The sequence below is a fragment of the Hymenobacter lapidarius genome (assembly GCF_001816145.1).
Taxonomy (GTDB): Bacteria; Bacteroidota; Bacteroidia; order Cytophagales; family Hymenobacteraceae; genus Hymenobacter; species Hymenobacter lapidarius.
Window position 1 is genome coordinate 48,835 of record NZ_MDZB01000131.1, and the last position, 26,673, is coordinate 75,507.

Sequence of the window (26,673 nt, forward strand, 5' to 3'; positions counted from 1 at the left end):
CTGGGTGGGCCCGGGCCGCTGCTCCCGCTATGCGCCGGCTGCTCCCAGTGCCGCATCGGCCGCCGGCACCACCGCGCGCTCAAAGCGTAGCCGGCCATCAGGGGTGGTGCCCTCCGGCTCAAACCCGTTGCCGGCCAGCACGTGCTGCGCGGGCAGGTCGGCAGCGGTGGTGTGGGCCACCAGCTGCAGCACCATGCCGGTAGCGGCCGCCTGCTGCAACAGGCCCGCCACCAGCTCCGTGCCCAGGCCCTGGCCGCGCCACCCGGCGGCCACGGAAAACTCAATTTCGGCCAGCCCCGCCGCATCGGGCGGGCCCATGAAGCCACCGGCCCCGATGAGGGTGCGCGGCACGTCGCCTTCCGCTTTGCGCAGAGCATACCAGCCGTACCAGCCGGCGGCGGTGCGCCCCCCGGCCGTGAGCTGCTCCAAGAAATAGGTCATGGCCTCGCGGTTGTGGTGGCCGGGTGGCCAGTCGGCGGGCAGGGCGGCGCCCAGCAGCACCGGAAAGTACTGGGGCTTGTGCAGCTCAGCCGTGAGCAGGGCGCGGCTGGCCGCCAGCAGCAGCAGGCGGGGGGTGTGGGTGATTAAAGGAATCATACTTAAAAAGGACTATGGCCCACGTGGCAACCGGCCGGGCCTGGGCGCCGGGACGCGGCGAAGCCAGCGCCACGCCACCCGAAAGCCCAATAATCTACCTGATACCGCCAGCCAAAGCAAAAAGTTGAATTCCGACAGTAACTGCCTGATTTTTTGGAGAGGTCCAGTGTATCTTTATTTGCTCACCCGATTTGCTCACTCGCACCCGTTGGTCCCCGTACATGCCTGTTGCGCTTCTGCTGTACTCGACCTGCATTACGACGACGAAAACGCCTGGCTTTACCTGGACTGGAAAGGCCCGCAGGAGTTGGAGTTGGTGCAGGCTGCTTGCCAGGACGTGCTGGCCTTTATCAAGCAAACCGGGGCCCGGAAGGCGCTGAACGACAACACCCACATCACGGAAACCAGCTGGGACCTGGCGCGGTGGGTAGGCTACGATTTTATTCCGCAAGTGGCCGCCGCCGGGCTGGAGTACATCGCCTGGGTGTGCAGCCCGCTGCTCAGTTGCCGGACCAATCTGGGCCTCATGTCTTCTTTCAGCGACCAAAAGCCCCAGGTGGCTGTTTTCGATGAAATAGCGGCCGCTTACGGGTGGCTGAACAGCGTGCATGCTTCCGGCCCGGCCCGGGCCACTTCCCCGAGCGGCACCTAGCAGGCACGGCTTGCCGCGGGGCGGCACTCTTCCTTTACTGGTGCCGGCCACCGGTTATTTCACTGCTCTAAATTGGGTATAAACCAGTAGGATAATGTGCCCGCAGGCGCCCGCCCGCCCAGTGCCAGCGGCGCCTGCGCCTCCCTGCCGCCGCTGCCGCCCGCGAGAGTCCGATTGCGGACCCTATATTTATTTCGATTCTCACTTTTCTACTGTTTCTGATGCGCTGCAAGCTCGTCCTCTCCGCTCTTTCTTTTCTGGCTGCGGCCCAGGTCAGCGCCACTCCCATTGGCACCATTCAAGGCACTGGCAATGAGGCCAAAGCCGGCACCCACACCATTGAAGCGGTGGTAACGGGCGTGTACAAAGGCCTGAACCCGGCCGGCTTCTACGTGCAGGACGAGACGGCCACGGCCGACGGCAACCCCGCCACTTCCGACGCCATTTTTGTGGTGCAAAAAGACCCCACGGTGGCTGTGGGCGACAAAGTGCGCATCACCGGCACGGTGCGGGAAGATGCCGGCGCGCCGTCCTTCACCCAGGCCGTGCTGCTGGAGCCGGCGATAACCGTACTCACCAGTGGCAATGCGCTGCCGGCGTTTGTCATGCTCCAAAACGGCTCGTTTTCGGTTCGGGACGCGGAGCGGTACGAGGGCATGCTGGTGCAGTTTGTGGCGCCGCTCACCGTCACCGACAACTACAGCCTCAAGCTGCGCGGCGAGCTCACGCTCTCGGCTGAAGGCGTAACCTACCAGCCCACGCAGTTCATCGACCCCAACGACGACCCCGCCACCGGCACCAGCAGCACCGGCACCCGCAACCTGGCCGCCGTGAATGCCTACCAGGCCGCCAACGACAGCCGCAGCCTGATTCTCGACGATGGCAGCTCGGCCTCCAACCCGACGCCCATTCCCTACCTCGACCCCAAATCGGGCACGGTGCGTGTGGGCAGCACCATCAGCAACCTGCGCGGCATCATGGGCTACGGCTTTGGCAAGTGGCGCCTGCAGCCGCTGGCCGGTGCCCAGGCACCCACCGTGCGCACGGTGCGCCCGCTGGCGCCGCCCGCGTTCGGGCCGCTCGATTTGAAGCTGGCCAGCTTCAACGTGCTCAATTACTTCAACGGCGACGGCGAGGGCGGCGGCTTTCCCACGGCGCGCGGGGCCAAAACCCCGGCCGACTTCATGCGCCAGCGCACCAAAATCATTGCCGCGCTTCGCCAGATGAACGCCGACGTGGTGGGCCTCACCGAAATTGAAAACGACGGCAACGGTTCTACGTCGGCCATTCAGGACCTGGTGAACGGCCTGAACCAGGCGATGGGCGCCAACACCTACGTGTTTGTGAACGACGGCGACGCCAACAAGCAGCCCAACAACACCGACCTGATTCACAACGCCATCATCTACAAGCCCGCGGCCGTGGCCCCGCTGGGCCCGGCCCTGATTGCCACCGTGCCGGGCGTGTTTGAGCGCCCGCCCCTGGCGCAGGTGTTCGTGACCAAGCGCAAGGCCCGGGCCGACACGCTGGGCTTTGTGGTGAACCACTTCAAGAGCAAGGGCAGCGGCAGCGGGGCCGATGCCGACCAGAACGACGGGCAGGGCGGCTCCAACGCCCGCCGCAAGGCCCAGGCCACGGCGCTGGTGGCGTTCATCAATCAGGCCGTGATACCGGCCGGGGCCGCGCGGGTGGTGAGCGCCGGCGACTACAACGCCAACTACGAAGAAGACCCCATCGACATCATGCGGGCCGCCGGGCTGGTGCCCGCCACGCCGCCCACCAGCGCTTCCTACGTGTTCAAGGGCCTCACCGGCTCCCTCGACCACGCCGTGATTACATCCAACCTGGTGGGGTTTCTTGATGTGCAGAAGTGGCACATCAACTCGGCCGAGCCCGTGATGCTGGAGTACGACCAGGCCGGCGCGGCCACCGACGTCAGTACCCCCTTCCGCAGCTCCGACCACGACCCCGTGCTCATTGGGGTCAACTTCGCGGGCATCCGCAACGCGGCCTCGGCCCGGGGCACCACGCGCCTGTTTGTGTACCCCAGCCCCGCCGCCGGCCCCGTGGCCTTTAGCCTGGCCAAGATACCGGCCAGTGCCGGCCGCCTCACCCTGGATTTTTCGCTGCCCCAAGGCACCCGGCTGCTCTCGCTGCAGGGCTCGCCCGGTATGCTTCAGGCCGAGCTTGACCGCTACACCACCCACCTGGCGCCGGGCATCTACCTGCTGAAGCTGCGCGGCCAGGGCTTTCAGCAAACCCAGCGTGTAATGAAGGAGTAGCGAATGCCCAGCATAGGCGCGGCTTATTCCGCGGTGGTTTCTTTCTCGGTAGTTTCTTTCTCGGTGTCTTCTTTCTCCGTGGCTTCGGTAATCTCCGCCGCGGTTTTGCGGCCGTGGCGGCGGTCCAGCCAGTTCATCACGGGCGTGGCCATAATGCCGTGCAGCGTGATGGACAGCAGCATGCTGAAGGCCAGCACGGCCCACACCTGCCGGGCCTGCGGAAACTCGGCCTTGCCCAGCGCAAAGGCAACGTAGAAAATGGAGCCAATGCCCCGAATGCCAAAAAACGAGATAACTGCCCGCTCGGCCAGGCTCACCCGCTTCGAGCCCAGCAGGGACAGCATGCCGCCCAGGGGGCGCAGCACCAGCACCAGCAACAGGCCCATTGCCGCGCCCTCCCAGGTGAGGGCGCTCAGCAGGCCATCGGCCATGGCCGCGCCCAGCATCAGCAGGATAACCACGATGAACAGGCGCTCCATCTGGTCGGTGAAGGCGTGCATCTGCCGGTGGTACTCGTGCCGGCGCTCGCGGCCGCGCAGGGTGATGGCGGCAATGAAAACGGCCAGAAACCCGTAGCCGTGCAGCAGCTCCGTGACGGCGTAGGACGTGAGCGTGACCGCCAGCGCCACAAAGCCGTAGCCCTCCGTTTTGATGCTGACCCGTTTGGGCAGGCTGAAAATGAGGTAGGCCAGGAACTTGCCCGACAGCCAGCCCATGAGCACGCCCGCCCCCACGCGGTAGCCCACGTCCATCACCAGCCAGTCCACCAGCCGTTCCGACAGGGGCATGGCGGCGGGCAGCAGCGCCAGGGCCAGGTACACAAAGGGAAAGGCCAGGCCATCGTTCAACCCGGCTTCACCCGTCAAAGCAAAGCGCACGTTGTCTTCGCGGCCTTCGCCGGGGTCGCCCACCTGCACGTCGCCGGCCAGCACGGGGTCGGTGGGGGCCAGGGCCGCGGCCAGCAGCAGCGCCGAAGCCGGGGCCAGCCCCACCAGCCAGTGGCCCGCCAGCGCCAGTCCGGCAATGGTGAGCACCATGAGCAGCAGCACCAGCACCAGCGGCGTGCGCCAAGCCCGCAACGAAAACGGCCGGTCAATCTTCAGGCCCGTGCCCGTGAGGGCCACAATCACGCACAGCTCCGACAGGTGCGTCACCAGCGGGATGTGCGCCTGCGGGTCGGCCAGGGGCAGGTGCAGCGGCAGGCTGTACACCCCCAGCCCCAGCAGAATGTAGAGGATGGGGTACGAAAGCGGGTATTTTTCCAGCAGCGACGGCAGCCAGGCCACGCCTAGAATGGCCACGCCGAGCAGCAGCAGCGCGATGGTGTAGAAAGGCATTGGCAAAAAAACGCCCGCCGCCGCGTCCCGCACCGTTGCGGGGCCATGGCAGCCGGCCAAGGTAATGCGTCAGCTATACGTCATTATCAGCAAGAGGGCCGGCCAAAGCCATTGCGCACAGTTGCCCGCCTGGTATTGCTCCTGCCCGGCTCCAAGCGCCACCCGGCCGTTCCCGGCACCCCAGCAGCTAACCGAAACCAGAAGTATCTGAGGCCTACTGAATCCCTGCTCTCCCGCATCACCACCAACCCGCGCCAGTACGGCGGCTGGCCCTGCATTCGCGCCATACGCATCCGCGTGGCCGACGTGCTCCAGCTATTCGCCGCCGGCCTCACCGCCGGGCAGATTCTGGCCGAGATGCCCGACCTCGAAGCCCTCGACCGGCAAGCCGCCCTGCAATACGCCGCCTAAGCAACTATTGCCGCGAGGGTAGCTGTCCCTTTTCGTTCAGGACCGTGGCAGGTGGCACCGTCCCGGTTTCTATCAGGTGCGCTAGAAACTCCTGTTTCGTCACTGCTTGCCGTGGTGCTTTGCCGGCGGCAATTTCTTCGTCGGTCAGGCCGCTGGTTTCGAATATGCGCCCCATCTTCTTGAGCAGGGATGCCGCGTAGGCCTGACAAGCCGCAAAGTCCTCCGCTTCCAGGTCGGGATAATCGGCCAGGATTTCCGTCTCACTCATGCCGGAAGCCAGATACTCCAGCACCACCCACACCGGTTAACGCAAGCCCCGCACCACCGGCTGCCCGTGGCAGATGTTCGGGTCGAGAGTAATGCGCGGATGCGCCGCTGAAGCAGCCGTTTCCATGTGGCTAAGTTACGAAAGCGCCGCCCCGACCCCACGACCCCACGGCCACGCCCACCCCATCCGCCGCCACCGGGGGCGGCAGCGGCGAACCGAAACCCGAAGTATCTTAGCCGTATGGAATCCTTGCAGCATCGCATCACCACCAACCCGCGCCAGTGCGGCGGCCGGCCATGCATTCGCGGCATGCGAATCCGCGTGGTCGACGTACTACAGCTATTCGCCGCCGGCCTCACCGCCGAGCAGATTCTAGCTGAGATGCCCGACCTCGAAGCGGCCGACTTGCAAGCCGCCCTGCAATATGCCGCCCGCCAGCTCGACTACCCGCGCCTGGCCGCATGACCATCTGGATTGACGCGCACCTCTCGCCCCTCATCGCGGCGTGGATAAAATGGAAATTCCCCGTTGAGGCCGTAGCCCTCCGCACACTGGGCCTGTGCGATGCCGAGGACGAAGAAATATTCCGGGCCGCCAAAGCCGCCGGGGCCGTCGTGCTCACCAAAGACGCCGACTTCCGGCACCTGCTCGACCGTTTCGGCCCGCCGCCCCAGGTTATCTGGCTTACCTGCGGCAACACCTCCAACGAGCGGCTGCAAGAAGTGCTACTCGCTACCCTGCCTGCCGCCATAGAGCTACTAGAAGCCGGAGAACCCTTTGTGGAGATTGGCAATATCCTGCCCTAAATATCCCCCACGGTCCCACCCGCCCACCCGCCGCGACCGGGGGCGGCAGCAGCTGGAGAAGCTGGAATTGCATTTACGTTGTCTAGGAAACCATTGCATTCACATAAGTAATCTTTCTTTTTAAATCTGCTATTTGAAACTCGTATTTTTTCTGCCTTTTAACAGCATCATCGTCGTATCGCATATGCGAAAACTCTAGCTTTTGCTCGTCATGAAACTCCTGTAAACCACTGATTTTCATTCTAAGCTGCATTTCTAATGACTCTAAGGCTTTAACCTTGCCACTTTGATTTACAAATTGCAATAACTCGTCTTTCCATACCTTTTGCTGCTGCTCATAAATACTCATCACTGGTTGTGATGGACGAGTTTTACTGGCAAGGGTTTTATCCACTATTTCCGGCACTGCTTTCAGTACATTGAAAACAACCTTTAGCCCGACAACAATTAGAGCGAGAAATATGCTGATGATAGCAACACTAAAATCAAAAGGTCCTTCCATAGATGCGATTGTGTAGAAAAAAGGACATTTTGGATTGTGCCTGTCATACAGAGCCAAAGTGCTCCATGAATTAAGAAGCCTGTTTGTACTCCGCATTGGGTGGCAGCTTACCAATCTTCTTCAAATAAGCAAACAGCTCCTTATCGGAAAGTGGGCCGCTGATACGACCCGCTTCCCACTCCTCGGGCGTTTTACCATTCATCGAAAGGCTAGTTGGTTTCTTCGAGGAACTGCTTGATGACGGCTTTTCGTATGGCTCCATAATCGGCAAGGTTTACATCGTCAATGACGATGGTGTGTTCTCTCAACGTGAAAACCACCGCAATAAATTTCCGGTAGCTATTGGTATAGCCGACGCGCTCAAATTGGCCGGCCGGACGAATATACGTAGAAACCTGCGTGGCTTGCTGGATTAATTCCCGGATTTCGTCTAGTTCAATCCGAACGCTGTGCATCCAATTCAGGTGGAGCTTGCCAAAGTCGATGTCGTAGTTTTCAAACATGGGGAGCGGGTTAGCAAAACGCCACCCTGCTTTAAGGGTGGCGTTTCATTATGGTGAGGGTGGTTATCCAGGTCTAAAACGCCCCACCTCCATCAGCTGTTAGCCGACAATCTCATAGTTTTTACGACCCACACGCCTCGCACCCATCCGGGTTATCCAGCGAGCAGCTCATGTCGGATTGGTTCTGCTCCACCAGGGCCATGGGCTCCAGGGTTTCGGCGGCTTGCTTTTCCACCGTGAACTTGATGGCGTCGGCGGCGGCTTTGGTGCGCAGGTAGTACATGCCGGTTTTCAGGCCGCGCTTCCAGCTGTGGAAGTGCATGCTGGTGAGCTTGCCGAAGTTCACGTTTTGCACGTGCAGGTTCAGGCTCTGGCTCTGGCAGATGTAGGCCCCGCGGTCGGCGGCCTGGTCGATGATGCGGCGCTGCGAAATTTCCCACACCGTCTTGTACAGGTCCTTGATGTGCTGCGGAATGCGGGCAATGCCCTGCACCGAACCGTTGGCCGCGATGATTTCCTGCTTCATGCCGTCGTTCCAGAGGCCCAGGGCCACCAGGTCCTTCAGCAGGTGCTTGTTCACCACCATAAACTCGCCGCTGAGCACCCGACGCACGTAAATGTTGCTCGTGTAGGGCTCAAACGACTCGTTGTTGCCCAGAATCTGGGCGGTGCTGGCCGTGGGCATGGGCGCCACCAGCAGCGAGTTGCGGGCCCCGTGCTTCACCACCTCGGCGCGCAGGCTTTCCCAGTCCCAGCGGCCCGAGTCGGGCGTCACGTTCCAGAGGTCGAACTGGAACTTGCCCTGGCTCAGGGGCGAGCCGGGGAAGGTTTCGTAGTGCCCGTCCTTGATGGCCAGGTCCTTCGAGGCCGTCATGGCCGCGAAGTAGATGGTTTCGAAGATGTCCTTGTTCAGGCCCGAGGCTTCGTCGCTCTCGAAGGGCATGCGCAGGGCAATGAACGTGTCGGCCAGCCCCTGCACGCCCAGCCCGATGGGCCGGTGGCGGAAGTTCGACTTCTGCGTTTCGGGCACCGGGTAGTAGTTCACGTCAATCACCTTGTTCAGGTTCAGCGTGGCCTGGTAGGTCACCTCGTACAGCTTGTCGTGGTCGAAGGTGGTGTTGCCCTTGGCGTCCGTCACCAGGTAGCGGGGCAGCGCCAGCGAGGCCAGGTTGCACACCGCAATTTCGTCCTTATCGGTGTACTCAATAATCTCGGTGCACAGGTTGCTCGACTTAATCGTGCCCAGGTTCTGCTGGTTCGATTTGCCGTTGGCCGCGTCCTTAAACAGCATGTAGGGCGTGCCCGTCTCCGTCTGGCTTTCCAGGATGGCAAACCACAGCTCCTGCGCCTTGATGGTCTTGCGGCCCCGGCCCTCCTTCTCGTATTTCAGGTACAGCTTCTCGAATTCCGGACCCCAGGAGTTTTCCAGGCCGGGGCATTCGTGGGGGCACATCAGCGTCCAGTCGCCGTTTTCCTCCACCCGCTTCATGAACAAATCGGGCGTCCAGAGGGCGTAAAACAGGTCGCGGGCGCGCATTTCCTCCTTGCCGTGGTTCTTCTTCAGGTCTAGGAATTCGAACACGTCGGCGTGCCAGGGCTCCAGGTAAATGGCGAACGCGCCCTTGCGCTTTCCGCCGCCTTGGTCCACGTAGCGGGCCGTGTCGTTGAACACCTTCAGCATGGGCACCAGGCCGTTGGAGTTGCCATTGGTCCCTTTAATGTAGGAGCCCGTAGCCCGCACATTACTCACCGAAAGGCCAATGCCGCCGGCGCTCTGCGAAATCAGCGCGCAGTTCTTCAGCGTGTCATAAATGCCGTCGATGGAGTCGTCCTTCATCGTCAGCAGGAAGCAGCTGCTCATCTGCGGCTTCGGCGTGCCGGCGTTGAACAGCGTGGGCGTGGCGTGGGTAAACCACCGCTCGCTCAGCAGATTGTAGGTTTTGATAACCGAGTCAATATCCTCCTTGTGGATGCCCACCGACACGCGCATCAGCATGTGCTGCGGCCGCTCCACCACCTTGCCCTCCAGGCGCAGCAAGTACGAACGCTCCAGCGTCTTAAAGCCGAAGAAGTCGTAGTTGTAGTCCCGGTCGTAGATAATAGCCGAATCCAGGGTGTGGGCATTCTTATGAATCACCTCCCACACGTCGGTGGCGAGCAGCGAGGCATTGTCGCCGTTCTTCGGGTCCTCGTAGGTGTACAGCCGCTTCATGGTGCTGCTGAATGACTTAGAAGTCACCTTGTGCAGGTTGCTCACCGCGATGCGGGCCGCCAGAATGGCGTAGTCCGGGTGCTTGGTGGTGAGCGAGGCGGCCGTTTCGGCGGCGAGGTTGTCGAGCTCGATGGTCGAAACGCCGTCGTAGATGCCGTCAATCACCTTCATGGCCACGGCTATCGGCGAGACGAAATCCTGATTCAGGCCGTAGCACAGCTTCTCAATGCGCGCCGTGACTTTGTCAAACTTCACGGATTCGCGGCGGCCGTCGCGTTTAATTACTAGCATACCAGTGGTGTTTTGGTGTGGGTTTTTTCGTATAAAAAGCAGCCGCCGGATGGCCCCGTAGCCGCAACTTGTTAGCGCAGATGTGAAAGGGTAGCCTCGAAGGCACCGGAAAGTGAATGCCTCGTTTCATTCAATCCCGGAAATTACCGCTTCTGTTTTGGGAGGGCAAGGGAAAAATAGAGAAGTTTTCCACATAGGGCCTAAACAGAACGTCCGGCCGCATTTTGATACCAAGCCGGGCGGGAAAGAGATATACCGATACAATTACGCCCCACCTCACCTGGTGCTTTAGTCGCAAGTCTTGCGCTACTTGCTTTGACATTTCATCCATCCCGATTGTCACCAGCGCCGAGGGCGCGCCGGCTCTTGCTAACACCACTCGTTTTGCACAAAATTCTTCTGGCCACACTCCCCGTTCTGCTTTACGTTGTTGCCGCCTGCCAATCATCGCCCGAACACAAAATGCAAGCCCCTGCCTCTGCTGTTCAGCAGCTACAAGCCTTCAAAGCCTTACCCAAATTCGAGCCCGATGAAATGTATACCGGGGCTTGGCCGGCGGAAGTGCGCCCCGTACTAAACTCGGTCCTTAACCAATCAGCCGATGAATTTCTGGCCATCGCGACCTCCGGCCCTACCCAGGAGCGGTACCAACAAGCCCTTGCAACTGGCTTGGATAAAATTGACGGAGACGAGCTGGATACCGAAGACCGAGAACGGGTAGCCGTGCAGTACCAAAATCTCATGGACATTGTCGGTTTGCAAAGCTCGAATGGCCTGTTGAACAAATTCATGTACGGCGCCGTGCTGGGCAGCATCTTATCCGGCAGCCAAGACGCCCAAACCAACAGCACCCAAAGCTCCCCCAGCAAGTAGGACACTGGCCTGCCGGCTACCCCAATGGCACCTTACCGCCTTCAGCCAGCAGCAGCACCGCAGTTTCTACCCGGGCCACCTGCTGCTCTTCGGTATCCGCCGCTGCCACCCATCCGAGCCATTGCCGCTGCTGAGCAGGCGCTAACGCCTCAAAGCGGTGAAACGCCGCTGGCGCATCGGCCAGGCATTCCACAAAATCATCCAGCGAAACCGTCATGGCCGTCGGTTCTTCCACCGCAAATAGCTGCAGGTGCACCGTGTCGCCGGCCTGTTTGCCCAGCTTCTTGCGCAAAGCCGCATTCACTGGCAGGAAACGGGCACCCTTCCCCATGGGCATCAGGTGGGCGCCATCCAACGCCACCTCATCCAGCCGCCCCCTGACTTTCAGCACGCCGAAGTGGGTTTTGGGCTTGAAAGGCAGTTCACCTACGGGGGCATAGGTCCAGCCGCCCTTGCCGGGGAATTTGACCAGTATAACCTGAGCGTTGAACAGTTCCAGCATATGCCACACGCAGAAATGGGATTCTGCCCTCAAGGTATGAAGGCAGAATCCCATTCCAGTAGGTGGCGCGTTACGCCTGGCCCAGCAGTTGGCTTTGACCGTTGCTCAAGATGTACCTCCTAGAAGTCTTCGTCCAGCGAAAAGGCGTTTTCGGTGCGCTCGCTCATCACGCCGGCTTTCTGATACTCGGCCACGCGCTTCTCGAAGAAGTTGGTTTTGCCCTGCACCGAAATCATTTCCATGAAGTCGAAGGGGTTGGCCGTGTTGTAGATTTTGCCGCAGCCCAGTGACACCAGCAGGCGGTCGGCCACAAATTCGATGTAGTTCGCCATGTTCTTGGCGTTCATGCCAATCAGGCTAACGGGCAGGGCATCGGTCACGAACTCCTGCTCGATGCGCACGGCGTCGGCGATGATGCTCTGCACCCGCTCGGGGGCCAGCTTGTTCTGCAGGTAGCCATAGAGCAGGCAGGCGAAGTCGCAGTGCAGGCCCTCGTCGCGCGAAATCAGCTCGTTGGAGAATGTGAGGCCGGGCATCAGGCCGCGCTTCTTCAGCCAGAAAATGCTGCAGAACGAGCCCGAGAAGAAGATGCCTTCCACCGCGGCGAAGGCGATGAGGCGCTCGGCGAAGTTCTCGGAGTTAATCCACTTCAGGGCCCACTCGCCTTTTTTCTGCACGGCAGGCACCGTTTCGAGGGCGTTGAACAGATAATCCTTTTCCTTGGGGTCTTTGATGTAGGTGTCAATCAGCAGCGAATAGGTCTCGCTGTGAATGTTTTCCATCATAATCTGGAAGCCGTAGAAGCAGCGCGCCTCGGGCATCTGCACTTCCTGCATGAAGTTTACGGCCAGGTTTTCGTTCACGATGCCATCGGAGGCGGCGAAGAACGCCAGCACGTGCTTGATGAAGTGCCGCTCGTTGTCGTTCAGGTTGTTCCAGTCTTTCTGGTCTTGGCTCAGGTCGATTTCCTCGGCCGTCCAGAACGAGGCCTGCGACTTTTTGTAGAACTGCCACACCTCATCGTTCTGGATGGGGAAAAGCACGAAGCGGTTGGGGTTTTCGGCGAGGAGCGGCTCCATAACTATTGGGTTCTAAGTGGCGGGTTTCGTCGGGGAAGGTGAACAGTCAACTGCTGATATCGGGCAGATGTTTGGCGGACGGCGCAGAAAAGCGGCCCGCCTTCCAGCACCAAATATAGCCCAGTCCTGAAGGGGTATTGCCACATTTTTTGGGTTTTTATTCGTTAATTTTTCGTTAAGACCGCTGCGGTTTCAACTGGGCAATCGGTGCGTGCCGCCCCTGCACCGTTGCTCCGGCGACTCAAAAAACCCTCAAAATCAGCCGCTTTTCTTCTACTTATCCACATTTTGACTGTGGATAAACCCGCTTGTCCCCAAAATGGCAGACTGTACGTACGTGTTAGCGTAAATTATCAGGGCATCCGTAACCCGCACATCCTCCGCCTGAAGGCGGTTCTGACGGGTACTCCTGCGGCCAGCCAATGACGATTAACAACTTAGGCTTGGAAATCCCAAACCATAGTCGTACTTTTGCCTTCCCATTTCAGAAAAACCCGCGAAAGCTGATGTACGCAATTGTTAACATAGCTGGCCAGCAGACCAAGGTTGAGGCCAACAAATTCGTTTACGCTCACAAACTGGCCGGCAACGTCGGTGACGTCGTTACGCTGGGCAATGCCTTGCTGACCGATGACAACGGCACGCTGACCATCGGTGCCCCCGAGCTGAACATCGCCGTAACCGGCACCATCCTCGCTCACGTGAAGGGTGACAAAGTTCTCGTCTTCAAGAAAAAGCGCCGCAAGGGCTACCAGAAGATGAATGGCCACCGCCAGTCGTTCACCAAAGTAATGATTAACAGCATCGGTTAAGGGCAGTTATGAGTTAAAAGTTATGAGTTATGAGTTGGCAAATTGCCCGCTTTGACTCTGACCGAAACTCATAACTTTTAACTTTTAACTCATAACTATAACAACATGGCTCACAAGAAAGGTGTCGGCTCGTCCAACAACGGCCGCGAATCGCATTCCAAACGTCTCGGCGTAAAAATCTTCGGTGGCCAGGCCCTCGTTGCCGGCAACATCATCGTGCGTCAGCGCGGTACCAAGCACCACGCCGGCGAGAACGTAGGCATGGGCAAGGACCACACGCTGTTCGCCCTCGTTGACGGCGAAGTACAGTTCAAGAAAGGCCGCAAAGACCGTTCGTTCGTGACGGTGTTGCCCCGCGAGGTAGTTTCGGTTCCAGCTTAATTGCTGCTAGCCTGATACGAAAAGGGCTGCTCCTCACGGAGCAGCCCTTTTCGCGTTGTTGCTTACTGCGCTTGCGTTCTACTACACATAGCAGATGCATCAATTGACAGCGAAGTAGCCCAGCGGCCGCCTACCGCCCGAAGTACAAGCTGGCGTTGAGCTGGGTGGTGAAGGTGAAGGGGGCCGAAGAAAGGCCCAGCGTGGCGCCGTTGTAGCTGGCCCCGGCGCCAATGCCGGCGTTAATATCGAACAAGAGGCTGCGGTTGATACGCCGCTGCATGCCCCAGAGCAGGTTCAGGGAAGGCATGGTCTCCACGCTCCGGCCGTAGAGGCGGCGCATTTCGGCGTGCGCCTCCAGGCCCAGGTAATTGCCGATGAACTGCCCGTGGGCGCGGTTGTTGCGCGCACGGCCGACCTGGTTGTAGTAATAACGGCCGCCCAAGCCTATAGCGCCGGAGGGAATCAGGTTGCTGCGCTCGCCATTGAAAGTGGGTCGGCGTAGGCTGAAGTCGGCGTCAGCTTGGCCGTACAGGGTGAACTTAGAGCTCAGCGCAACCTCCGCTCCCACCGACAGTGGCACTCGGCCCAAGAACCCATCATAGCCACCCATCGTAATAGCGCGCCCTGCATTAAGGCCAACTTTTAGCAGGAGTTTATCGGAGGCCGCATCGGTTGGGGCCGGCCCGGCAGTTGGTAGCGATGGTGCGGCGCCGGGCGTGGCTGCCGGCGCCGGCGCAGTTTGGGCTGAGCTACGAGCAGTGCTGGCAACCAGCAGAACACCGGGCAGAAAAAGGCGAAGGGTACGCATAACGGGTATGTGAATAAGGGAAAGGTTCGTGCGGTAGATTCCGTGGCGGCCGGCACGGTTGCATGAACAGTCCGAACTCAAGCAGTAGCCAGCACCTTCAGGCGGTATAGCACGGGCTTGCTGGGGCTGGCATCCAGCTCCAGGCTAGTGACTTGGATGTTGAGGAGGTATAACCCATCCTGCGCTTCATCGGGCACGAAAATCAGCTCGGTGATGGTGGCGCTGCAGCGGGGAGCGACGGGGTACGTCCAGAAGGCGTGGTGGGCCAGGAGCTGGCCGGCATCTTCTTCGCGGTCCACGCTGGGCAGGTCGAGGAGGAAATGCTCGACGCCGTGCGCTACCAGGAAATGCGCCAGTGCGGGCTCTATGTAGGTGGGATTGGTGCCGGAATACTGGCGGGTGCGCTTGGCGGGGTCGTTGGGCAGGGTACGCAGTACCAGGGCTTCGGGCAGGGAGCGGTCGGGCTGCAGGGCCAGGGCGGCCTGCACATCGGCCAGCAGCACCACCAGGTCGCCGTTGGGCTGGGGCACTGGGGCCACGCTCACCAGCCGGGCCACAAACAGGAAGCGGCGCAGGCACTTGTTGAGGGTGGCGGCCGGGTCGGGCGAAATATGGCCGTAGCATTCGGTGTGGGTACCGTTGCCGTGGGGCGTGAGGTGCACGCGCTGGTAATTGGTGCTGCCGCCCAGCGCCACGCTGCCCACAAAGCTGCCCACCCGAATGGTATCGAACTGCACGGGCTCGGCCCAGAAGCAATTCACCTGGTCGGGGCCGGGGGCCAGGGGCAGGGAAATATCAATGGGCGCGGCGGGGTCGAAGGCGTAGGTGCGGCCGGCGTAGGGGTAAGTAGGAAGCATTGATAGCTGGCGTTAATGGTGCGTTGCGCAGGAGCCCACCCCGCCGTGCAGATGGCGTCTTGGTACAATAACCTAAAAATTACGTTGGCTCCACGGGTACGGCTTCGGCAAGTTGATTGAGGATGCGGCTGATTTCGGCGGCGCGGCTCACGACGATGAGATGGCCGCCTGGCAGCCGGTACTGGCTGTGCGTGGCCCCCTTGGGCAGCAGGCGGTCGGCGGTGCCGTGAATGCGGATGACGGCAGCATTGAGCTGGCCCGGCCACTGCACCAATTGGCCGATGGCCCAACGCGTAAAATCCGGGGCGGTATCGTGCAAAATCTGCCGAAGAAGCTGGTATTCGCTGCCGTTTTTCACGCCAAAAAACCACTGCGCCAGCCGCGGCAGGCGTGGCAACAGCTGCGGCGGCAGCAGGCGATGCAGGCCGGTGGCCCGCGCCAGGCCCGCCGCCCACGGCAGCTCGGCGGGCCCCGCGAAGCTGGATACCAACACTACGCGGGCCAGGGGACGCAATTGAGCTACTTCTAATGCTAATACGCCCCCAAAAGAAACGCCAACCAGCCAGCAGGCTTGCGCTGCGGGCACGGCCGCCGCGAGGCGGGCGGCGTAATGCGGCAGCGCCTCCCGGGGGGTTTGAGGCGGCAGCCAGCGTAGCACGTGTACCTCGCCCCGCAGACGCAGGAACTGAAACACCCGCTCATCGGCTCCCAGTCCGGGAATGAGATAAAAGATGGTGGGTGAAGCTTCCATTTTTACGTTTTCAGGCTCCCGGGCGAGCCCGGCAGCAACCAGCGGCCCTCACGTATCGAGCCGTACGAACACGCCTTCGAGATAGAAGATGTTGTGGGGCTGGGGGTCATCAGGACCTTCTTCGTCGCCGCTTTCATCGTCCTCGGTGGCGGGGTAGGTCACGGATAGTTTGAGGGCGACGCTGGGCAGCGGCACGGGCAGCTTGTCATCGGCGTTGTATTCGAGCAGGGCGGGCCACTCGGCGGCGGCCAGGGCCTCAGCCACTTCCTCCTGCAAGTCGGCGGCGCGGGTGTGGGCCAGGCCCAGCAGCACGTCCAGCGACTTGAAGGGCAGGGCGAGGTGGAAAAAGTGGCTGTCGTTGTCGAAAAACGTAGTAGCCCACACGGTCACGTCGTCGGTATTGTCGAAGACGATGGCCACAAGGTGAATTTGCTCCACGAAGAAGTCGGCATCGTCGGCAATGCTGTCGCTCAATAGCTTCATAGAATCACGGGTTTAGGCAGATTTAGCGGATAACACGGGCTAGCGGCTGTGCGGGCAGGGGCTTTTTTCGGGGCGCAATGCGTCAGTGCCAACCAATAATCCGTGAAATACGCCAAATCCGTCTCAATCCGCGACAAATAGCTCCAGGGTAATGTGGTCGGCCAGCAGCTTGCCGGCGTCGGTCAGGGTCAGGACTTCGCCGGCGAGGCGGGCCCAGCCGTTGGCCTGCAGCTCGGCCAGGTAAGCGGGGCGCGTGGCCAGCAGGTCGAGGCCGAGATGGGCGCGCAGGTGGGCCAGGTCGCAGCCGCGCGCGGTGCGTAGCGTGGTGAGCAGGTATTCGTTGGCGCGGTCGGTAGCGGTGAGGGCGTCCAGGGTCACGGGCACTTCGCCGCGCTCAAGCACGGCGGCCACGTACTGCGGGTTATTGGCCAGAGTAGACTGGCGGTTGCGGCCGTCGTAGCTGTGGGCGCTGGGGCCCAGGCCCAGGTAGGGCACGCCGCGCCAGTAGTTGCCGTTGTGGCGGCTCTCGCGGCCGGGCCGGCAGAAGTTGCTGATTTCGTACTGCTCGTAGCCGTGGGCGCGCATGGCCGCCAGCAGCATCTCAAACTGCGTGGCCACAAACTCATCGGGCGCGGCCCGGAAGGTGCCTTTCTGCAGGCGGTGGCCGAAGGCCGTGCCGGGCTCAATGGTGAGGGCATAGGCCGACACGTGCGGCACGCCCAGCGCAAAGGCATTGGCCAGGTCGGCCTCCCAGATGTGGTGGCCGGGCGCGGGCACCCCGTAAATCAGGTCAATGGACAGGTTTTCGAAGCCCGCGTCCTGGGCGCGGCGCACGGCCGTGGTGGATTCCTCGGCGGTGTGGGCGCGGTTCATCATCCGTAGGTGCGGCTCGTAGAAGCTTTGCAGGCCGATGCTGAGGCGGTTGACACCTGCCTGCCGCAGCTCCTGCAGCTTGGCGGCGCTCAGGTCGTCGGGGTTGGCTTCGAGGGTAATTTCGGCCTGCGGGGCCACGGCAAAATGGCGGTGAATGGCCGCAAAAATCTGCTCCAGCTCCGGGGCGGTGAGCAGGGAGGGCGTGCCGCCGCCGAAGTAGATGGTTTCCAGTGCCGGGGCAGCGCCCAGGTAGTCCCGGCGCAGCTCAATTTCCCGCACAATAGCTTCCACCAAACGGCTTTTCAGCCCCAGCGAGGTGCTGAAGTGGAAGTCGCAGTAGTGGCAAGCTTGCTTGCAGAAAGGAATGTGGAGGTAGAGGCCGGCCATGAAAGCGCGAATGCGGGGTATCAGCCGGCCACGGAACACCCGCCCCAGCCAGCGGTGCAGGGCCGCGCCCCGCAAAGGTAACTCCGGTGCCCAGGGCCAGGCCATCCGTAGCTACCTTTCATATTCCAAATGCCTCATCTGGCAGCGGGCAGCGGCTCAGGGGCCGCTTTACACAACAGCACGATGCAATGGAAGTTTTGAAGCGCAACAACGTCACGGTAACGGGGACGGGCCAGCAGGCCATGGTTTTTATGCACGGGTTTGGCTGCAACCAGCACATGTGGCGGCTGGTGGCCCCCGCTTTTGAGGACCGGTACCGCGTGGTGCTGCTCGACCTGGTGGGGGCGGGCAAGTCGGACCTCGCGGCCTACAACCCGGCCCGCTACAGCACGCTTGATGCCCACGCCGAAGACGTGCTGGACGTGCTGCAGGCGCTGGACCTGCACGACACCGTGCTGGTGGGCCATTCGGTGAGTGCCATGATTGCGGTGCTGGTGGCCATTCGGGAGCCGGCCCGGGTGGCCAGGCTGGTGCTGGTGGCGCCCTCGCCGCGCTACCTCAACGACGCCGGCTACACCGGCGGCTTCGAGCTAGCCGACATCGAGGAGCTGTTCGACACCATGGACAACAACTACCTGGGCTGGTCGGCGGGCATCACCCCGGTCATCATGGGCCACCCCGAGCGGCCCGAGCTTAGCGAGGAGCTCAACAACAGCTTCTGCAACACCGACCCCACCATTGCCCAGCATTTTGCCCGGGTCACGTTTCTCTCCGACAACCGGGCCGACCTGCCGCACGTGCGCACGCCGGCGCTCATTCTGCAATCGGCACAGGACGCCCTGGCGCCGCTGGCCGTGGGCCAGTACCTGCACCAGCACCTGGCCAACAGCCAGCTCACCGTTCTCAACAACCCGGGCCACTGCCCCCACCTCAGTGCCCCGCAGCAAACCATCAGCGCCATCAACCTATTTCTGGAGCCGGCGCGTATAGCGCAGGTATGAAGGAGGGCGACTTTATGAAGATGCCGGTGCTGGACCTGCGCCTGACGGAGGAAAACCTCGACGACCTCTACGATAACGCCCCCTGCGGCTACTGCTCCTGCCTGCCCGATGGTACGCTGGTTAAGCTCAACCACACCCTGCTCCAGTGGCTGGGCTACCAGCGCGAGGAGCTGGTGGCGCGCCAGTGCCTGCAGCAGCTCCTGACGGTGGGTGGGCGCCTGCACTTCGAAATGCACGGCGTGCCCCTGCTCCTGCTGCAGGGCCACATCCGCGAAATCAGCTACTCGCTGCGCACCAAAACCGGTGCCGCCGTGCCGGTGCTGCTGAATGCCGTGCTCCTGCGCGACGCCAATGGCAACCCGCTGGTGGTGCGCGTGACCCTGTTCGACATCACCGACCGCCGCAAGTACGAGCAGGAGCTGCTCCGGACCAAGGCCGAGGCCGAGGCGCAACGCGAGCAGCTGCGCAGCCAGAACGAGGAGCTCATCCGCATCAATGCCGACCTGGACAGCTTCGTGTACACGGCCTCGCACGACCTCCGGCAGCCGGTGCACAACCTGGCCGGCCTGTTCCAGGAGTTTGAGCGCAGCGCCACCTTTCACGACCCGGCATCGGCCAACATGGTGGGCATGTTCCACGAAGCCCTGCAGCAGCTTCTGGGCACAATTGACGGCCTCACGGAAGTGGTGCAGCAGCAGCGGGAACTGGCGCAGGCCCCCGCGGAGGCCGTGGAGCTGCAGGCTTTCACCGAAGAAGTTATCCGCAGCCTGCCCGCGGCGGTTGGCGAGCCGGAGGCGGTGTTCACGCTGGATTTTGGGGCGGTGCCCACCCTGCACATGGCGCGGCCCGGCCTGCAAAGCGTGCTTTACAACCTGCTCAGCAATGCCCTGAAGTATGCGCAGCCGGGCCAGGAGCCGCGCATTGCCGTGCGCACTGCCTACCACGACGACATGGTGGTGCTGAGCGTGCAGGACAACGGGCGCGGCATCGACCTGGGACGCCACGGCGGCGAGCTGTTTCAGCTGTTCCGGCGCTTCCACCCCGACGTGGCCGGGTCGGGCGTGGGCCTGTACCTAGTCAACCGCCTGGTGCACCTGGCCGGCGGGCGCATCGAAACCAGCAGCGAAGTAGGCCAGGGCACCACCTTCCGGTTGTTTTTGCCAAAGTAGGGGTTGTTTGTGGGTGCCCAACCTGGACGCTGGTTTCACGTTTCTGTCCCAAATTAAACAGACCAGACAGTTGACGCAAAGGCTTGTTATTGAACAAAAAAGCTGATTGCTATCAGCCAAAAGCTAATGGTTCGGCACTTACCTTCGGGAAATTAAACGCCGGCTTTCGCGTTGTGTGTCCGAATGGGTAAGCGGTTTCTATTGTGTTGTTTGGCCTGGCTGGTGCTTAGCGGGCTGCTGGGGCTGCCGGCCGGCCGGGCCCAAACCCCCTCCCTGAACTCCAACGTCCCCAACCAGCCCGGCCTCACGCCGCCCCCGGTGCCGCCCGCCGTCCCGGCTCCCGTGGCCGCCCCGCGCCGGGTGCTGAGCCGCCCGCGGGTGCTGGTGCTGGAAACCGAAGCCGCCGACCGCCCCGCCCTGCGCCGCTACAAGGTGCGCGCCACCGTGCCCGATTCCCTCACCGCCCTGCGCCAGGTGCGGAAGCTGGTGCTGGACCTGCAGGGCGATGCCTACCTCACCGCCTCGGCCGACGAGCTGCGCTGGACCCGCGACACGGTGCGGGTGCGCCTGTACGTGGGCCAGCCGTTTCGCTGGGCTTTCCTGCAAAACGGCAACCTGGGCGACGGCCTGCTGGCGCACGCCGGCTACCGCGAGAAGTTCTTCAACCAAACGCCCTTTGTGCCCGCCGACTGGGTGAAGCTGCAGGAACGGATTCTGGGCGAGGCCGAGAACCAGGGCTTCCCGTTTGCCACCGTGGGGCTGGACTCCATTCAGCTCAGCGACCACGACATTTCCGGGCGGGTGGTGCTGCGGCGCGGGCAGGCGGTGGTCTTCGACTCGCTGGAGATTGTGGGCACCACCAAAACAAAGAAGCGGTTTCTGACCAAATACCTCCAGATTTTCCCCAACCAGCCCTTCAGCCAGCAGCGGGTGGCGGCGGCGGCCCAGCTGCTGCGTCAGTTGCCCTACATACGCCTGCAGGCCGAGCCGGAAGTGCGCTTTGCGCGGGGCAAGGCCCGGGTGTACCTGCTGCTCGACGAGCGGCCGTCCAATCAGTTCGACGCCATTGTGGGCATTCTGCCCAATGCCGACGCCAGCAAAACCGGCGTGCAAATCACCGGCGACGTCACCATCAACCTGCGCAACATCAAGGGCGGCGGCAAGCAGTTCGGGCTGCAGTTTCGCAAAACCGACGCGTTTTCGCAGCTGCTCGATGCCCAGTACGTGCACCCCAACTTCTTCGGCTCGCCGCTGGAGGTGGCCGGCAGCTTCAACCTCTACAAGCAAACCAACGACTTCACCACCATCCGGCCCCGGCTGCAGGTCACGTACCCCACGGCGCGGGCGGGCCGCGTCAGCTTCTTCGCCGAGCAGCGCGGCTCGTTTCTCGACGCGCTGCAGGACACCACACGGCTGCCCCAAAACCTGGATTCGCAGTACAATTCCTACGGCATCGGCTACGCCTTCAATAGCCTCGACGACCTGTTCTTTCCCCGCCGGGGCTTCCTGCTCAACGCCCAGGGCGCCGTGGGCACCAAAACCATCAGCCTCAACGCGCAGCTGGCCCCCGAGCTGTACCGCGACCTGGCCCTGCGCTCCACGCAGTACACGTTTGGCCTGCGGGCCGAGCGCTACTTTCCCGTGAAGCGGGCCGGAGTGCTGCTGCTGCGACTGCGCGGCGAGTCCCTGCTCAACCCCCGCCTGTTCACCAACGACCTGTTCCGGCTTGGCGGGCTGAACTCGCTGCGTGGCTTCAACGAAAACCAGTTTTACACCAGCTCCTACGCTGTGGCCACGGCCGAATTCCGGCAGTTTATCGGTACCGATTCGTACGTGTTTCTCTTTGCTGACCAGGCTTATACGCGCTACGACGTCCCCAATTCCCGCATCGGCCCCGACCAGCCCACCGGGCTGGGGGCGGGCCTGAGCTTCCGCACGGCGGCGGGGCTTTTCCAGTTCGTGTACTCAGTGGGGCGGGCCAACGAACAGGTATTTGAGCTGCGCACCTCCAAGATTCACTTTGGCCTCACCAGCCGGTTTTAAGGGTTGCTGAAATAGGGCAAAAGACTGCCAATTCCCGCCATTTCGTCTGCCGAAATCCGGCATAACCCCAACAGTGCGCCACCCTGACCGACAGGGGCAAACAAGCCGCCAAAACTGCGTCAATACGGCTGATTTACAGCGCAGATAACCCCGAATTCAGATTGGTACATCATTTGTAATAGATGGTACGAAGCCGACCTAAAATCCGGCCCCCTACCATGAAATTCATCAGCCCTAAATTTATCCGCACCATCGCCCCGCAGCTCGACTTGCTGAACACCATTGGCGGCGGCGTGGCCCAGCCCCAGCTGCGCATCGACCAGCACCCCAAAGGCGTTATTGTGCGCGTGGCCATGCCCACCGTCACCGCCGATAGTTTCCGCGTGGTGCTCAACGACAAGCGCCTCACCGTGTTTGGTGAGTACCGCCACGAGCCCGACGACCAGTTGGCCGCCCCGCTCTTTGTGCAAACCCTCGACCTGCCTGAAAACCTCAACTTAGCCCGCATCGATGCCGTGCACGAGGCCAACGAACTGCGCGTGCGCATTCCTTTCCTCAATTCCACCGACCAACAGCGCGAAATCGACATTCGCCACAACTAAGCAAAGAATTATTGCGCCGCCCACGGCGTGCTATGCTATCCGCTTTGCTATCCTATCCATTATTTAGATTGATAACGCCGGGACCGACCGGCACCGCAGTCCATCTATAACGCCGGGACCGACCGGCTGCTACTTTCCCTTCTGGATTTCACCCTTGAGCCACCGCCCGCAGCGGTGGTTTTGCTTTTACCACGGATTAGGACGTGTGAACAATTAAAGCCACATCAGGATGGCTCCTAGCGTGACCATTGCCAGAAAGGTACTGGCGTTCTTCTCGTAACGCGAGGCGAGGGCCCGAAACCGCTTAAAGCGGTTGAAGCACCGTTCGATTTGGTTGCGGTTTTTGTAGATTTCTTCGTCGTGTTCAATCACTTGCGTCCGGTTTTTCTTGCTCGGAATTACGGCCTCAGCCCCGGCCTGCCGCAGTTGGTCGCGGACGTAGTCCGCGTCGTAGGCCTTGTCCGCCAGCACGCGCTGGCCGGGACGCAGGTCCGGTGCGAGCAAGGCTGGGGCGTGGGGGCAATCGCCCGCCTGCCCGGCCGTGAGGGCGAAGCGGCGCGGGCGACCCTGCGCGTCGCAGCTCAGGTGCAGCTTGGTCGAAAAGCCGCCCCGGCTGCGGCCAAGGGCCTGCGGGCCGTTTTTTTTCGCGCCCCGGCCGCGTGCTGGTGGGCGCGGACGATGGTCGAATCGACCATCAGCTCGTGCAGCCCGGTGTCGTCCTGGAGCGTAGCCAACACCTTGTCCCACACGCCTTTCTTTTTCCAGCGACCGAAGCGCATCGACACCGTGGACCACGCCCCGAAGCGTTCGGGCAAGTCCCGCCAAGGCGTCCCGCAACGCAACCGCCAGAGCACGGCTTCGACAAACAAGCGGGTGTCCTTGGCCGTCACGCCGCAGGTGCCCGCTTGGCCCGGTAAGAGCGGTGAAAGGCGTTGCCAGTGCGCGTCAGTGAGTAATGTGCGGTCTTTTTGCATCTTCAAAGCTACTTTAATTGTTCACGCGTCCTAGTTAAAGTGGAACGCCAGAAGGTATTTCACCGTTATGTCAGCATCCCCCCACAAGGTTGTATTATTCCCGATATTCAACACGTTGGGCCCTTCTATCCACTTGACTTTTCGCTAAGATTTATGAACCGCATTCCCCGTTTCCTGGCTCGCCCAGCTGCTTTGGCCGCCATGAGTCTTGTGTTGTTGCTGGGCGTCAGCAGTTGCACCACCGCTTCCCGCGTGGGCGTGACCAACGATTTCGACCACGCCGTAAATTTTCGGGCGTTTAAGACCTGGGCCTGGTACCCGCAGCAACCCACCGATACCGAAGGTGGCCCGGCCAAAGGCTACGAGTCCTTCCTGGATAAGCGCATGCGGGCTTCTGTGAGCGCCGAGATGGCCCGCAAAGGCCTGACCGAGGTAGAGAAGGCCCCCGATATTTACGTGGCTTACAGTGCCCGCGTCGAAGACAAGCAGCAGGTATCGCCTTACTACAACGGCCTGGGTTACCCATATGGCTATGGGTACGGCTACTATGGCCGCGGCATGCAGTCGGTGAGCCAGTACAAGGCCGGCACCGTGGTCATTGACATCATCGACGCCCGGCGCAAGGAACTGGCGTGGCGCGGTACCGGTCAGGCCCAGGTCGACCAGAATACCATCAACGAAGCCGAAACCGTGCGCATTGTCAACGGCATCCTGAGCACCTATCCTCCTCAGGATAACAACGCCCGTCGTTAGTTCTGCGGGTTTAGCGAGCACAAAAATGCCTCTCCAATACTGGAGAGGCATTTTTTTGTGCTGACTACATTGCTTTAAATAGCCGTAGCACCAGAATCACTACCAATAAAGACCGGCGACCACGCGGGTCGCTTGGGGTCCGGGCCAAACCGGTTGGGGCCAATGCTGCCCTGCACCAATTGCAGGCCACCACCCAGCACATAGCCCACAACGGGCAGCAAGCCCACCAGGGCCCACCACGCGCTCAGGTTCAGGTCGTGCAACCGAAGCAGCGCCTGAATGATAACCAGGTACCAGGCCACTGCTATGCCTGCCCCGGCAATTAGGCGCAGGATGGTTTGCAGTTCAGGGGCTGAGATGAGCGACGGCAGGGCGTAGAAGGCAATGGCCATTGCGTAGAGCAGTACCAGCCGCAGCACGTACTGGCGCCGTCGCAAACGCCCTTTCGCCGTAAAAAAGGCCATTGGGGTTGCACTATATCGGTACGTTGACGTGGCGCTCGGCGTGGTAGGAGCTGCGCACCAGCGGGCCGCTTTCCACGTACTTCAGGCCGCGGCGTAGGCCTTCTTCCTTGTAATGGGCAAACTGGTCGGGGGTGATGAACTCGGCCACGTCGAGGTGGCGCCGGGTGGGCTGTAGGTACTGGCCCAGGGTGAGGATGTCGAGGCCGTTGGCCACGAGGTCGTCCATGGCCTGGTACAGCTCGTCGGCCTTTTCGCCCAGGCCCAGCATGATGCCGGACTTGGTGCGGTGCCCGGCAGCTTTGGTGCGCCGGATTTGCTCCAGGCTGCGGTCGTAGCGGGCCTGCGGGCGCACAAGGCGGTAAAGGCTGCCCACGGTTTCAATGTTGTGCGAAATCACTTCCTGGCCACCCGAAATCATGACATCGAGCGCGTCCCAGTTGGCTTTCACGTCCGGAATCAGGGTTTCGATGGTGGTGCCGGGGCTGAGCTGCTTGGTGAGCACCACCGTTTCGCGCCACACGCTGGCGCCGCGGTCCTTCAGCTCGTCGCGGTTCACGCTGGTAATCACGGCGTGCTTCACTTTCATGAGGGCAATGGCTTCGGCCACGCGGCGGGGCTCGTCGAGGTCGTACTCGGTGGGCCGGCCGGTGGCCACGGCACAGAACGAGCACGAGCGGGTGCAGATGTTGCCCAGAATCATGAACGTGGCGGTGCCAGCGCCCCAGCATTCGCCCATGTTGGGGCAATTGCCGCTTTCGCAGATGGTGTGCAGCTTGTGCTCGTCCACGAGGCGGCGCACGGCGGCGTATTCTTCGCCCACGGGCAGCTTCACGCGCAGCCAATCGGGCTTGCGGGGGCGGGCAGGCGCAGCCGTTTCGGGCTGGATAACGGGCAAATCAATCATTTTCAGTTAACAATTAGCAGTTAACAGCGAGCAGTTAACCCTATAAAAAGCAATTAGCGGCCAAATCGTTTCAACTAGATGGGCCTCGCAAAATTAACGACAGAAGTACGCTCCGCCTTCCTACCGCTGCTAACTGTTCCCTGTTAATTGCTCACTGTTCTTACGAGCGGTGCCCGAAATAGAGCGTCAGGTACACCGAGGGGAAGAACTGGCGGTTGAGCGCGTCCACGTCCGAGAGATTGCCGGGGCTGAGAATAACCAGCCGCTTAGTGAATCCTTCAACCAGTACGCCCACTTCCATGCCCGTCACGGCGTCGCGGTAGCGGCCGTACTCAAAGCTGAGGCCGCCGCGCACGTGGAAGCCCGGCACCACCTTGGTACCGCCAATGCCCGCAAACAAGGGGCCCCGGTCCAGGATGGCGCCCGAGTCGGCGTGCTTGATGGGGTCGTACTGCTCGTCCACGATGTCGTCGGTCGCGACGTTGATAACCCGCGTTTGGGCGGCCGTGCGGTCGAAGCTGATGTAATACGGCATGAGCAGGCCGATGGAAGGACCCACGCTCAGCAGGCCATTTACCTGCACGCCGGCATCGGCCGCTTTGCGAAACAAAATGCGCTGCAGGCCCACCGAAGGCCGCAGCACAAAGGCATAGTTGGTCTTGCGGTCAATGTAGGTACCCCCGATTACGGTGTTGATGCGTTCCTCCTTGGCGTTTTTGAGCATTACGCCCTCAATGCTCCAGAAGCGCAGCAGCCGGTCGTCGAGCACGCGCGAGGAGCGCACGGAAGCCCCGCCCAGCAAGCCGCCCTGGGTATTGAAGTTGACGCCGTACACAAACTCTTTGCGGTACGACTGCTCTTCGGATGGGGCGGCGGGTACCGGTCCGGAACGCCGCCGCGGGGGCGCATCCTGGGGGCTGGGGGCTGGGGCCGGGTTGGCGGGCGCGGCCTGGCTGGGCGCCGGCGCCGGGCGCGCGGGGGTGTCCTGGGCGTAGGCAGCCACGGGCAGGCAGGCCACAGCCAGCCAACCAAAAAAACGCGAGGGAAGGAAAAGCATAATCGACCAAAAAGGAGCCCAACCAATCGCCAACGGCGC

The 26,673-nt window shown here is 61.6% G+C and carries 30 protein-coding genes and 1 pseudogene; 13 read left to right on the forward strand and 18 right to left on the reverse strand.

What is annotated here, in order from left to right:
• Window positions 1-27: 27 nt before the first annotated feature.
• Window positions 28-597, reverse strand: a complete 570-nt coding sequence (locus BEN47_RS15035; protein WP_070729299.1) for a GNAT family N-acetyltransferase — start codon at window positions 595-597, stop codon at window positions 28-30.
• 208 nt (window positions 598-805) lie between these two features.
• Between BEN47_RS15035 and BEN47_RS15040 the strand changes: the two genes are divergently transcribed.
• Both BEN47_RS15040 and BEN47_RS15045 read left to right on the forward strand, forming a co-directional pair.
• A complete protein-coding gene (locus tag BEN47_RS15040) occupies window positions 806-1,249 on the forward strand; it encodes a hypothetical protein (RefSeq protein ID WP_070729300.1) in 444 nt (147 codons plus the stop codon).
• A 221-nt stretch (window positions 1,250-1,470) separates the two neighbouring features.
• A complete protein-coding gene (locus BEN47_RS15045) occupies window positions 1,471-3,531 on the forward strand; it encodes an ExeM/NucH family extracellular endonuclease (protein WP_070729302.1) in 2,061 nt (686 codons plus the stop codon).
• A 23-nt stretch (window positions 3,532-3,554) separates the two neighbouring features.
• Here BEN47_RS15045 and BEN47_RS15050 read toward each other — a convergent pair whose 3' ends face one another.
• Window positions 3,555-4,868: a cation:proton antiporter gene (locus tag BEN47_RS15050; RefSeq protein ID WP_070729304.1), complete on the reverse strand. Its 1,314-nt coding sequence runs from the start codon at window positions 4,866-4,868 to the stop codon at window positions 3,555-3,557.
• Between the two features lie 111 nt (window positions 4,869-4,979).
• Here BEN47_RS15050 and BEN47_RS22275 point away from each other — a divergent pair, with 111 nt between their 5' ends.
• Window positions 4,980-5,279 (forward strand): DUF433 domain-containing protein, encoded by a 300-nt coding sequence (locus BEN47_RS22275; RefSeq protein ID WP_239691625.1) that lies wholly within the window; start codon window positions 4,980-4,982, stop codon window positions 5,277-5,279.
• Between the two features lie 4 nt (window positions 5,280-5,283).
• Here BEN47_RS22275 and BEN47_RS23065 read toward each other — a convergent pair.
• A pseudogene (locus BEN47_RS23065) lies at window positions 5,284-5,673 on the reverse strand (DUF433 domain-containing protein).
• Window positions 5,674-5,787: 114 nt separating this feature from the next.
• On the opposite strand from BEN47_RS23065, the gene BEN47_RS15065 reads away from it, so the two are divergent.
• Both BEN47_RS15065 and BEN47_RS15070 read left to right on the forward strand, forming a co-directional pair.
• Window positions 5,788-6,012, forward strand: a complete 225-nt coding sequence (locus BEN47_RS15065) for a DUF433 domain-containing protein (RefSeq protein WP_070729307.1) — start codon at window positions 5,788-5,790, stop codon at window positions 6,010-6,012.
• The gene (locus tag BEN47_RS15070) at window positions 6,009-6,353 is read left to right on the forward strand and encodes a DUF5615 family PIN-like protein (protein ID WP_070729308.1); all 345 of its coding nucleotides are present in this window, start codon (window positions 6,009-6,011) and stop codon (window positions 6,351-6,353) included. The genes BEN47_RS15065 and BEN47_RS15070 overlap by 4 nt, the downstream gene beginning before the upstream one ends.
• Window positions 6,354-6,435: 82 nt before the next feature.
• Here BEN47_RS15070 and BEN47_RS15075 read toward each other — a convergent pair whose 3' ends face one another.
• The 4 genes from BEN47_RS15075 to BEN47_RS15085 form a co-directional block, all read right to left on the reverse strand.
• Entirely contained in the window at window positions 6,436-6,855 is a 420-nt protein-coding gene (locus tag BEN47_RS15075; protein WP_070729310.1) for a hypothetical protein, read from the reverse strand.
• Between the two features lie 70 nt (window positions 6,856-6,925).
• Entirely contained in the window at window positions 6,926-7,057 is a 132-nt protein-coding gene (locus tag BEN47_RS22530; protein WP_262490411.1) for a hypothetical protein, read from the reverse strand.
• Window positions 7,058-7,064: 7 nt separating this feature from the next.
• On the reverse strand, window positions 7,065-7,358 hold the full coding sequence (locus BEN47_RS15080; RefSeq protein ID WP_070729312.1) for a hypothetical protein: 294 nt from the start codon (window positions 7,356-7,358) through the stop codon (window positions 7,065-7,067).
• 121 nt (window positions 7,359-7,479) lie between these two features.
• Complete coding sequence (locus BEN47_RS15085; protein WP_070729314.1) at window positions 7,480-9,861, reverse strand: ribonucleoside-diphosphate reductase subunit alpha; 2,382 nt, start codon at window positions 9,859-9,861, stop codon at window positions 7,480-7,482.
• A 462-nt stretch (window positions 9,862-10,323) separates the two neighbouring features.
• Here BEN47_RS15085 and BEN47_RS15090 point away from each other — a divergent pair, with 462 nt between their 5' ends.
• Window positions 10,324-10,734 carry a DUF4844 domain-containing protein gene (locus BEN47_RS15090; RefSeq protein ID WP_070729315.1) on the forward strand — a complete coding sequence of 137 codons (411 nt, stop codon included), beginning with the start codon at window positions 10,324-10,326 and terminating at the stop codon, window positions 10,732-10,734.
• 16 nt (window positions 10,735-10,750) lie between these two features.
• On the opposite strand, the gene BEN47_RS15095 is transcribed toward BEN47_RS15090, so the two are convergent.
• Together BEN47_RS15095 and BEN47_RS15100 are read right to left on the reverse strand one after the other, a co-directional pair.
• The gene (locus BEN47_RS15095; protein WP_070729317.1) at window positions 10,751-11,236 is read right to left on the reverse strand and encodes a YdeI/OmpD-associated family protein; all 486 of its coding nucleotides are present in this window, start codon (window positions 11,234-11,236) and stop codon (window positions 10,751-10,753) included.
• A 119-nt stretch (window positions 11,237-11,355) separates the two neighbouring features.
• Complete coding sequence (locus BEN47_RS15100) at window positions 11,356-12,315, reverse strand: ribonucleoside-diphosphate reductase small subunit (protein ID WP_070729319.1); 960 nt, start codon at window positions 12,313-12,315, stop codon at window positions 11,356-11,358.
• Between the two features lie 506 nt (window positions 12,316-12,821).
• Between BEN47_RS15100 and rplU the strand changes: the two genes are divergently transcribed.
• Window positions 12,822-13,127, forward strand: coding sequence for a 50S ribosomal protein L21 (gene rplU, locus BEN47_RS15105; protein WP_035560717.1), 306 nt, complete (start codon window positions 12,822-12,824; stop codon window positions 13,125-13,127).
• Window positions 13,128-13,232: 105 nt separating this feature from the next.
• Window positions 13,233-13,508 carry a 50S ribosomal protein L27 gene (gene rpmA, locus BEN47_RS15110; protein ID WP_070729322.1) on the forward strand — a complete coding sequence of 92 codons (276 nt, stop codon included), beginning with the start codon at window positions 13,233-13,235 and terminating at the stop codon, window positions 13,506-13,508.
• 130 nt (window positions 13,509-13,638) lie between these two features.
• Here rpmA and BEN47_RS15115 read toward each other — a convergent pair whose 3' ends face one another.
• The 5 genes from BEN47_RS15115 to hemW all read right to left on the reverse strand — a co-directional run bounded on the left by BEN47_RS15115 (window position 13,639) and on the right by hemW (window position 17,667).
• Entirely contained in the window at window positions 13,639-14,316 is a 678-nt protein-coding gene (locus tag BEN47_RS15115) for a hypothetical protein (RefSeq protein WP_125921706.1), read from the reverse strand.
• A gap of 77 nt (window positions 14,317-14,393) precedes the next feature.
• The gene (locus BEN47_RS15120) at window positions 14,394-15,173 is read right to left on the reverse strand and encodes a cyclase family protein (RefSeq protein ID WP_070729325.1); all 780 of its coding nucleotides are present in this window, start codon (window positions 15,171-15,173) and stop codon (window positions 14,394-14,396) included.
• Between the two features lie 79 nt (window positions 15,174-15,252).
• Window positions 15,253-15,924: an alpha/beta hydrolase gene (locus BEN47_RS15125; protein ID WP_070729328.1), complete on the reverse strand. Its 672-nt coding sequence runs from the start codon at window positions 15,922-15,924 to the stop codon at window positions 15,253-15,255.
• Between the two features lie 48 nt (window positions 15,925-15,972).
• Window positions 15,973-16,407 carry a hypothetical protein gene (locus BEN47_RS15130; protein ID WP_070729330.1) on the reverse strand — a complete coding sequence of 145 codons (435 nt, stop codon included), beginning with the start codon at window positions 16,405-16,407 and terminating at the stop codon, window positions 15,973-15,975.
• Window positions 16,408-16,530: 123 nt separating this feature from the next.
• Complete coding sequence (hemW, locus tag BEN47_RS15135) at window positions 16,531-17,667, reverse strand: radical SAM family heme chaperone HemW (RefSeq protein WP_070729468.1); 1,137 nt, start codon at window positions 17,665-17,667, stop codon at window positions 16,531-16,533.
• Window positions 17,668-17,855: 188 nt separating this feature from the next.
• On the opposite strand from hemW, the gene BEN47_RS15140 reads away from it, so the two are divergent.
• From BEN47_RS15140 to BEN47_RS15155, 4 genes are all read left to right on the forward strand, one after another.
• Complete coding sequence (locus BEN47_RS15140) at window positions 17,856-18,668, forward strand: alpha/beta fold hydrolase (RefSeq protein WP_070729333.1); 813 nt, start codon at window positions 17,856-17,858, stop codon at window positions 18,666-18,668.
• On the forward strand, window positions 18,665-19,837 hold the full coding sequence (locus tag BEN47_RS15145) for a PAS domain-containing sensor histidine kinase (protein WP_070729334.1): 1,173 nt from the start codon (window positions 18,665-18,667) through the stop codon (window positions 19,835-19,837). The genes BEN47_RS15140 and BEN47_RS15145 overlap by 4 nt, the downstream gene beginning before the upstream one ends.
• Before the next feature lie 210 nt (window positions 19,838-20,047).
• Window positions 20,048-21,880: a BamA/TamA family outer membrane protein gene (locus BEN47_RS15150; protein WP_070729336.1), complete on the forward strand. Its 1,833-nt coding sequence runs from the start codon at window positions 20,048-20,050 to the stop codon at window positions 21,878-21,880.
• Window positions 21,881-22,098: 218 nt separating this feature from the next.
• A complete protein-coding gene (locus BEN47_RS15155) occupies window positions 22,099-22,482 on the forward strand; it encodes an Hsp20/alpha crystallin family protein (protein ID WP_070729338.1) in 384 nt (127 codons plus the stop codon).
• A 213-nt stretch (window positions 22,483-22,695) separates the two neighbouring features.
• On the opposite strand, the gene BEN47_RS20430 is transcribed toward BEN47_RS15155, so the two are convergent.
• A protein-coding gene (locus tag BEN47_RS20430; RefSeq protein WP_438830492.1) for an IS5 family transposase occupies window positions 22,696-23,456 on the reverse strand; the annotation gives its coding sequence in 2 pieces (ribosomal slippage) (window positions 22,696-23,133 and window positions 23,136-23,456; 759 coding nt in all).
• A 153-nt stretch (window positions 23,457-23,609) separates the two neighbouring features.
• Here BEN47_RS20430 and BEN47_RS15170 point away from each other — a divergent pair.
• Complete coding sequence (locus tag BEN47_RS15170) at window positions 23,610-24,209, forward strand: DUF4136 domain-containing protein (RefSeq protein WP_070729341.1); 600 nt, start codon at window positions 23,610-23,612, stop codon at window positions 24,207-24,209.
• 74 nt (window positions 24,210-24,283) lie between these two features.
• On the opposite strand, the gene BEN47_RS15175 is transcribed toward BEN47_RS15170, so the two are convergent.
• The 3 genes from BEN47_RS15175 to BEN47_RS15185 form a co-directional block, all read right to left on the reverse strand.
• Window positions 24,284-24,673 carry a DUF805 domain-containing protein gene (locus tag BEN47_RS15175; protein WP_083322465.1) on the reverse strand — a complete coding sequence of 130 codons (390 nt, stop codon included), beginning with the start codon at window positions 24,671-24,673 and terminating at the stop codon, window positions 24,284-24,286.
• A 10-nt stretch (window positions 24,674-24,683) separates the two neighbouring features.
• Window positions 24,684-25,577, reverse strand: a complete 894-nt coding sequence (gene lipA / locus BEN47_RS15180) for a lipoyl synthase (RefSeq protein WP_070729345.1) — start codon at window positions 25,575-25,577, stop codon at window positions 24,684-24,686.
• Window positions 25,578-25,737: 160 nt separating this feature from the next.
• Window positions 25,738-26,634: a hypothetical protein gene (locus tag BEN47_RS15185; protein WP_070729347.1), complete on the reverse strand. Its 897-nt coding sequence runs from the start codon at window positions 26,632-26,634 to the stop codon at window positions 25,738-25,740.
• Window positions 26,635-26,673 lie beyond the last annotated feature (39 nt).

Coding starts and splice junctions, on each gene's coding strand:
- BEN47_RS15035 (WP_070729299.1), bottom strand. CDS start 597: ATGATTCCTTTAATCACCCACACCCCCCGCCTGCTGCTGCTGGCGGCC.
- BEN47_RS15045 (WP_070729302.1), top strand. CDS start 1,471: ATGCGCTGCAAGCTCGTCCTCTCCGCTCTTTCTTTTCTGGCTGCGGCC.
- BEN47_RS15050 (WP_070729304.1), bottom strand. CDS start 4,868: ATGCCTTTCTACACCATCGCGCTGCTGCTGCTCGGCGTGGCCATTCTA.
- BEN47_RS15065 (WP_070729307.1), top strand. CDS start 5,788: ATGGAATCCTTGCAGCATCGCATCACCACCAACCCGCGCCAGTGCGGC.
- BEN47_RS15070 (WP_070729308.1), top strand. CDS start 6,009: ATGACCATCTGGATTGACGCGCACCTCTCGCCCCTCATCGCGGCGTGG.
- BEN47_RS15075 (WP_070729310.1), bottom strand. CDS start 6,855: ATGGAAGGACCTTTTGATTTTAGTGTTGCTATCATCAGCATATTTCTC.
- BEN47_RS22530 (WP_262490411.1), bottom strand. CDS start 7,057: ATGAATGGTAAAACGCCCGAGGAGTGGGAAGCGGGTCGTATCAGCGGC.
- BEN47_RS15080 (WP_070729312.1), bottom strand. CDS start 7,358: ATGTTTGAAAACTACGACATCGACTTTGGCAAGCTCCACCTGAATTGG.
- BEN47_RS15085 (WP_070729314.1), bottom strand. CDS start 9,861: ATGCTAGTAATTAAACGCGACGGCCGCCGCGAATCCGTGAAGTTTGAC.
- BEN47_RS15090 (WP_070729315.1), top strand. CDS start 10,324: ATGCAAGCCCCTGCCTCTGCTGTTCAGCAGCTACAAGCCTTCAAAGCC.
- BEN47_RS15095 (WP_070729317.1), bottom strand. CDS start 11,236: ATGCTGGAACTGTTCAACGCTCAGGTTATACTGGTCAAATTCCCCGGC.
- BEN47_RS15100 (WP_070729319.1), bottom strand. CDS start 12,315: ATGGAGCCGCTCCTCGCCGAAAACCCCAACCGCTTCGTGCTTTTCCCC.
- rplU (WP_035560717.1), top strand. CDS start 12,822: ATGTACGCAATTGTTAACATAGCTGGCCAGCAGACCAAGGTTGAGGCC.
- rpmA (WP_070729322.1), top strand. CDS start 13,233: ATGGCTCACAAGAAAGGTGTCGGCTCGTCCAACAACGGCCGCGAATCG.
- BEN47_RS15115 (WP_125921706.1), bottom strand. CDS start 14,316: ATGCGTACCCTTCGCCTTTTTCTGCCCGGTGTTCTGCTGGTTGCCAGC.
- BEN47_RS15120 (WP_070729325.1), bottom strand. CDS start 15,173: ATGCTTCCTACTTACCCCTACGCCGGCCGCACCTACGCCTTCGACCCC.
- BEN47_RS15125 (WP_070729328.1), bottom strand. CDS start 15,924: ATGGAAGCTTCACCCACCATCTTTTATCTCATTCCCGGACTGGGAGCC.
- BEN47_RS15130 (WP_070729330.1), bottom strand. CDS start 16,407: ATGAAGCTATTGAGCGACAGCATTGCCGACGATGCCGACTTCTTCGTG.
- hemW (WP_070729468.1), bottom strand. CDS start 17,667: ATGGCCGGCCTCTACCTCCACATTCCTTTCTGCAAGCAAGCTTGCCAC.
- BEN47_RS15140 (WP_070729333.1), top strand. CDS start 17,856: ATGGAAGTTTTGAAGCGCAACAACGTCACGGTAACGGGGACGGGCCAG.
- BEN47_RS15145 (WP_070729334.1), top strand. CDS start 18,665: ATGAAGGAGGGCGACTTTATGAAGATGCCGGTGCTGGACCTGCGCCTG.
- BEN47_RS15155 (WP_070729338.1), top strand. CDS start 22,099: ATGAAATTCATCAGCCCTAAATTTATCCGCACCATCGCCCCGCAGCTC.
- BEN47_RS15170 (WP_070729341.1), top strand. CDS start 23,610: ATGAACCGCATTCCCCGTTTCCTGGCTCGCCCAGCTGCTTTGGCCGCC.
- BEN47_RS15175 (WP_083322465.1), bottom strand. CDS start 24,673: ATGGCCTTTTTTACGGCGAAAGGGCGTTTGCGACGGCGCCAGTACGTG.
- lipA (WP_070729345.1), bottom strand. CDS start 25,577: ATGATTGATTTGCCCGTTATCCAGCCCGAAACGGCTGCGCCTGCCCGC.
- BEN47_RS15185 (WP_070729347.1), bottom strand. CDS start 26,634: ATGCTTTTCCTTCCCTCGCGTTTTTTTGGTTGGCTGGCTGTGGCCTGC.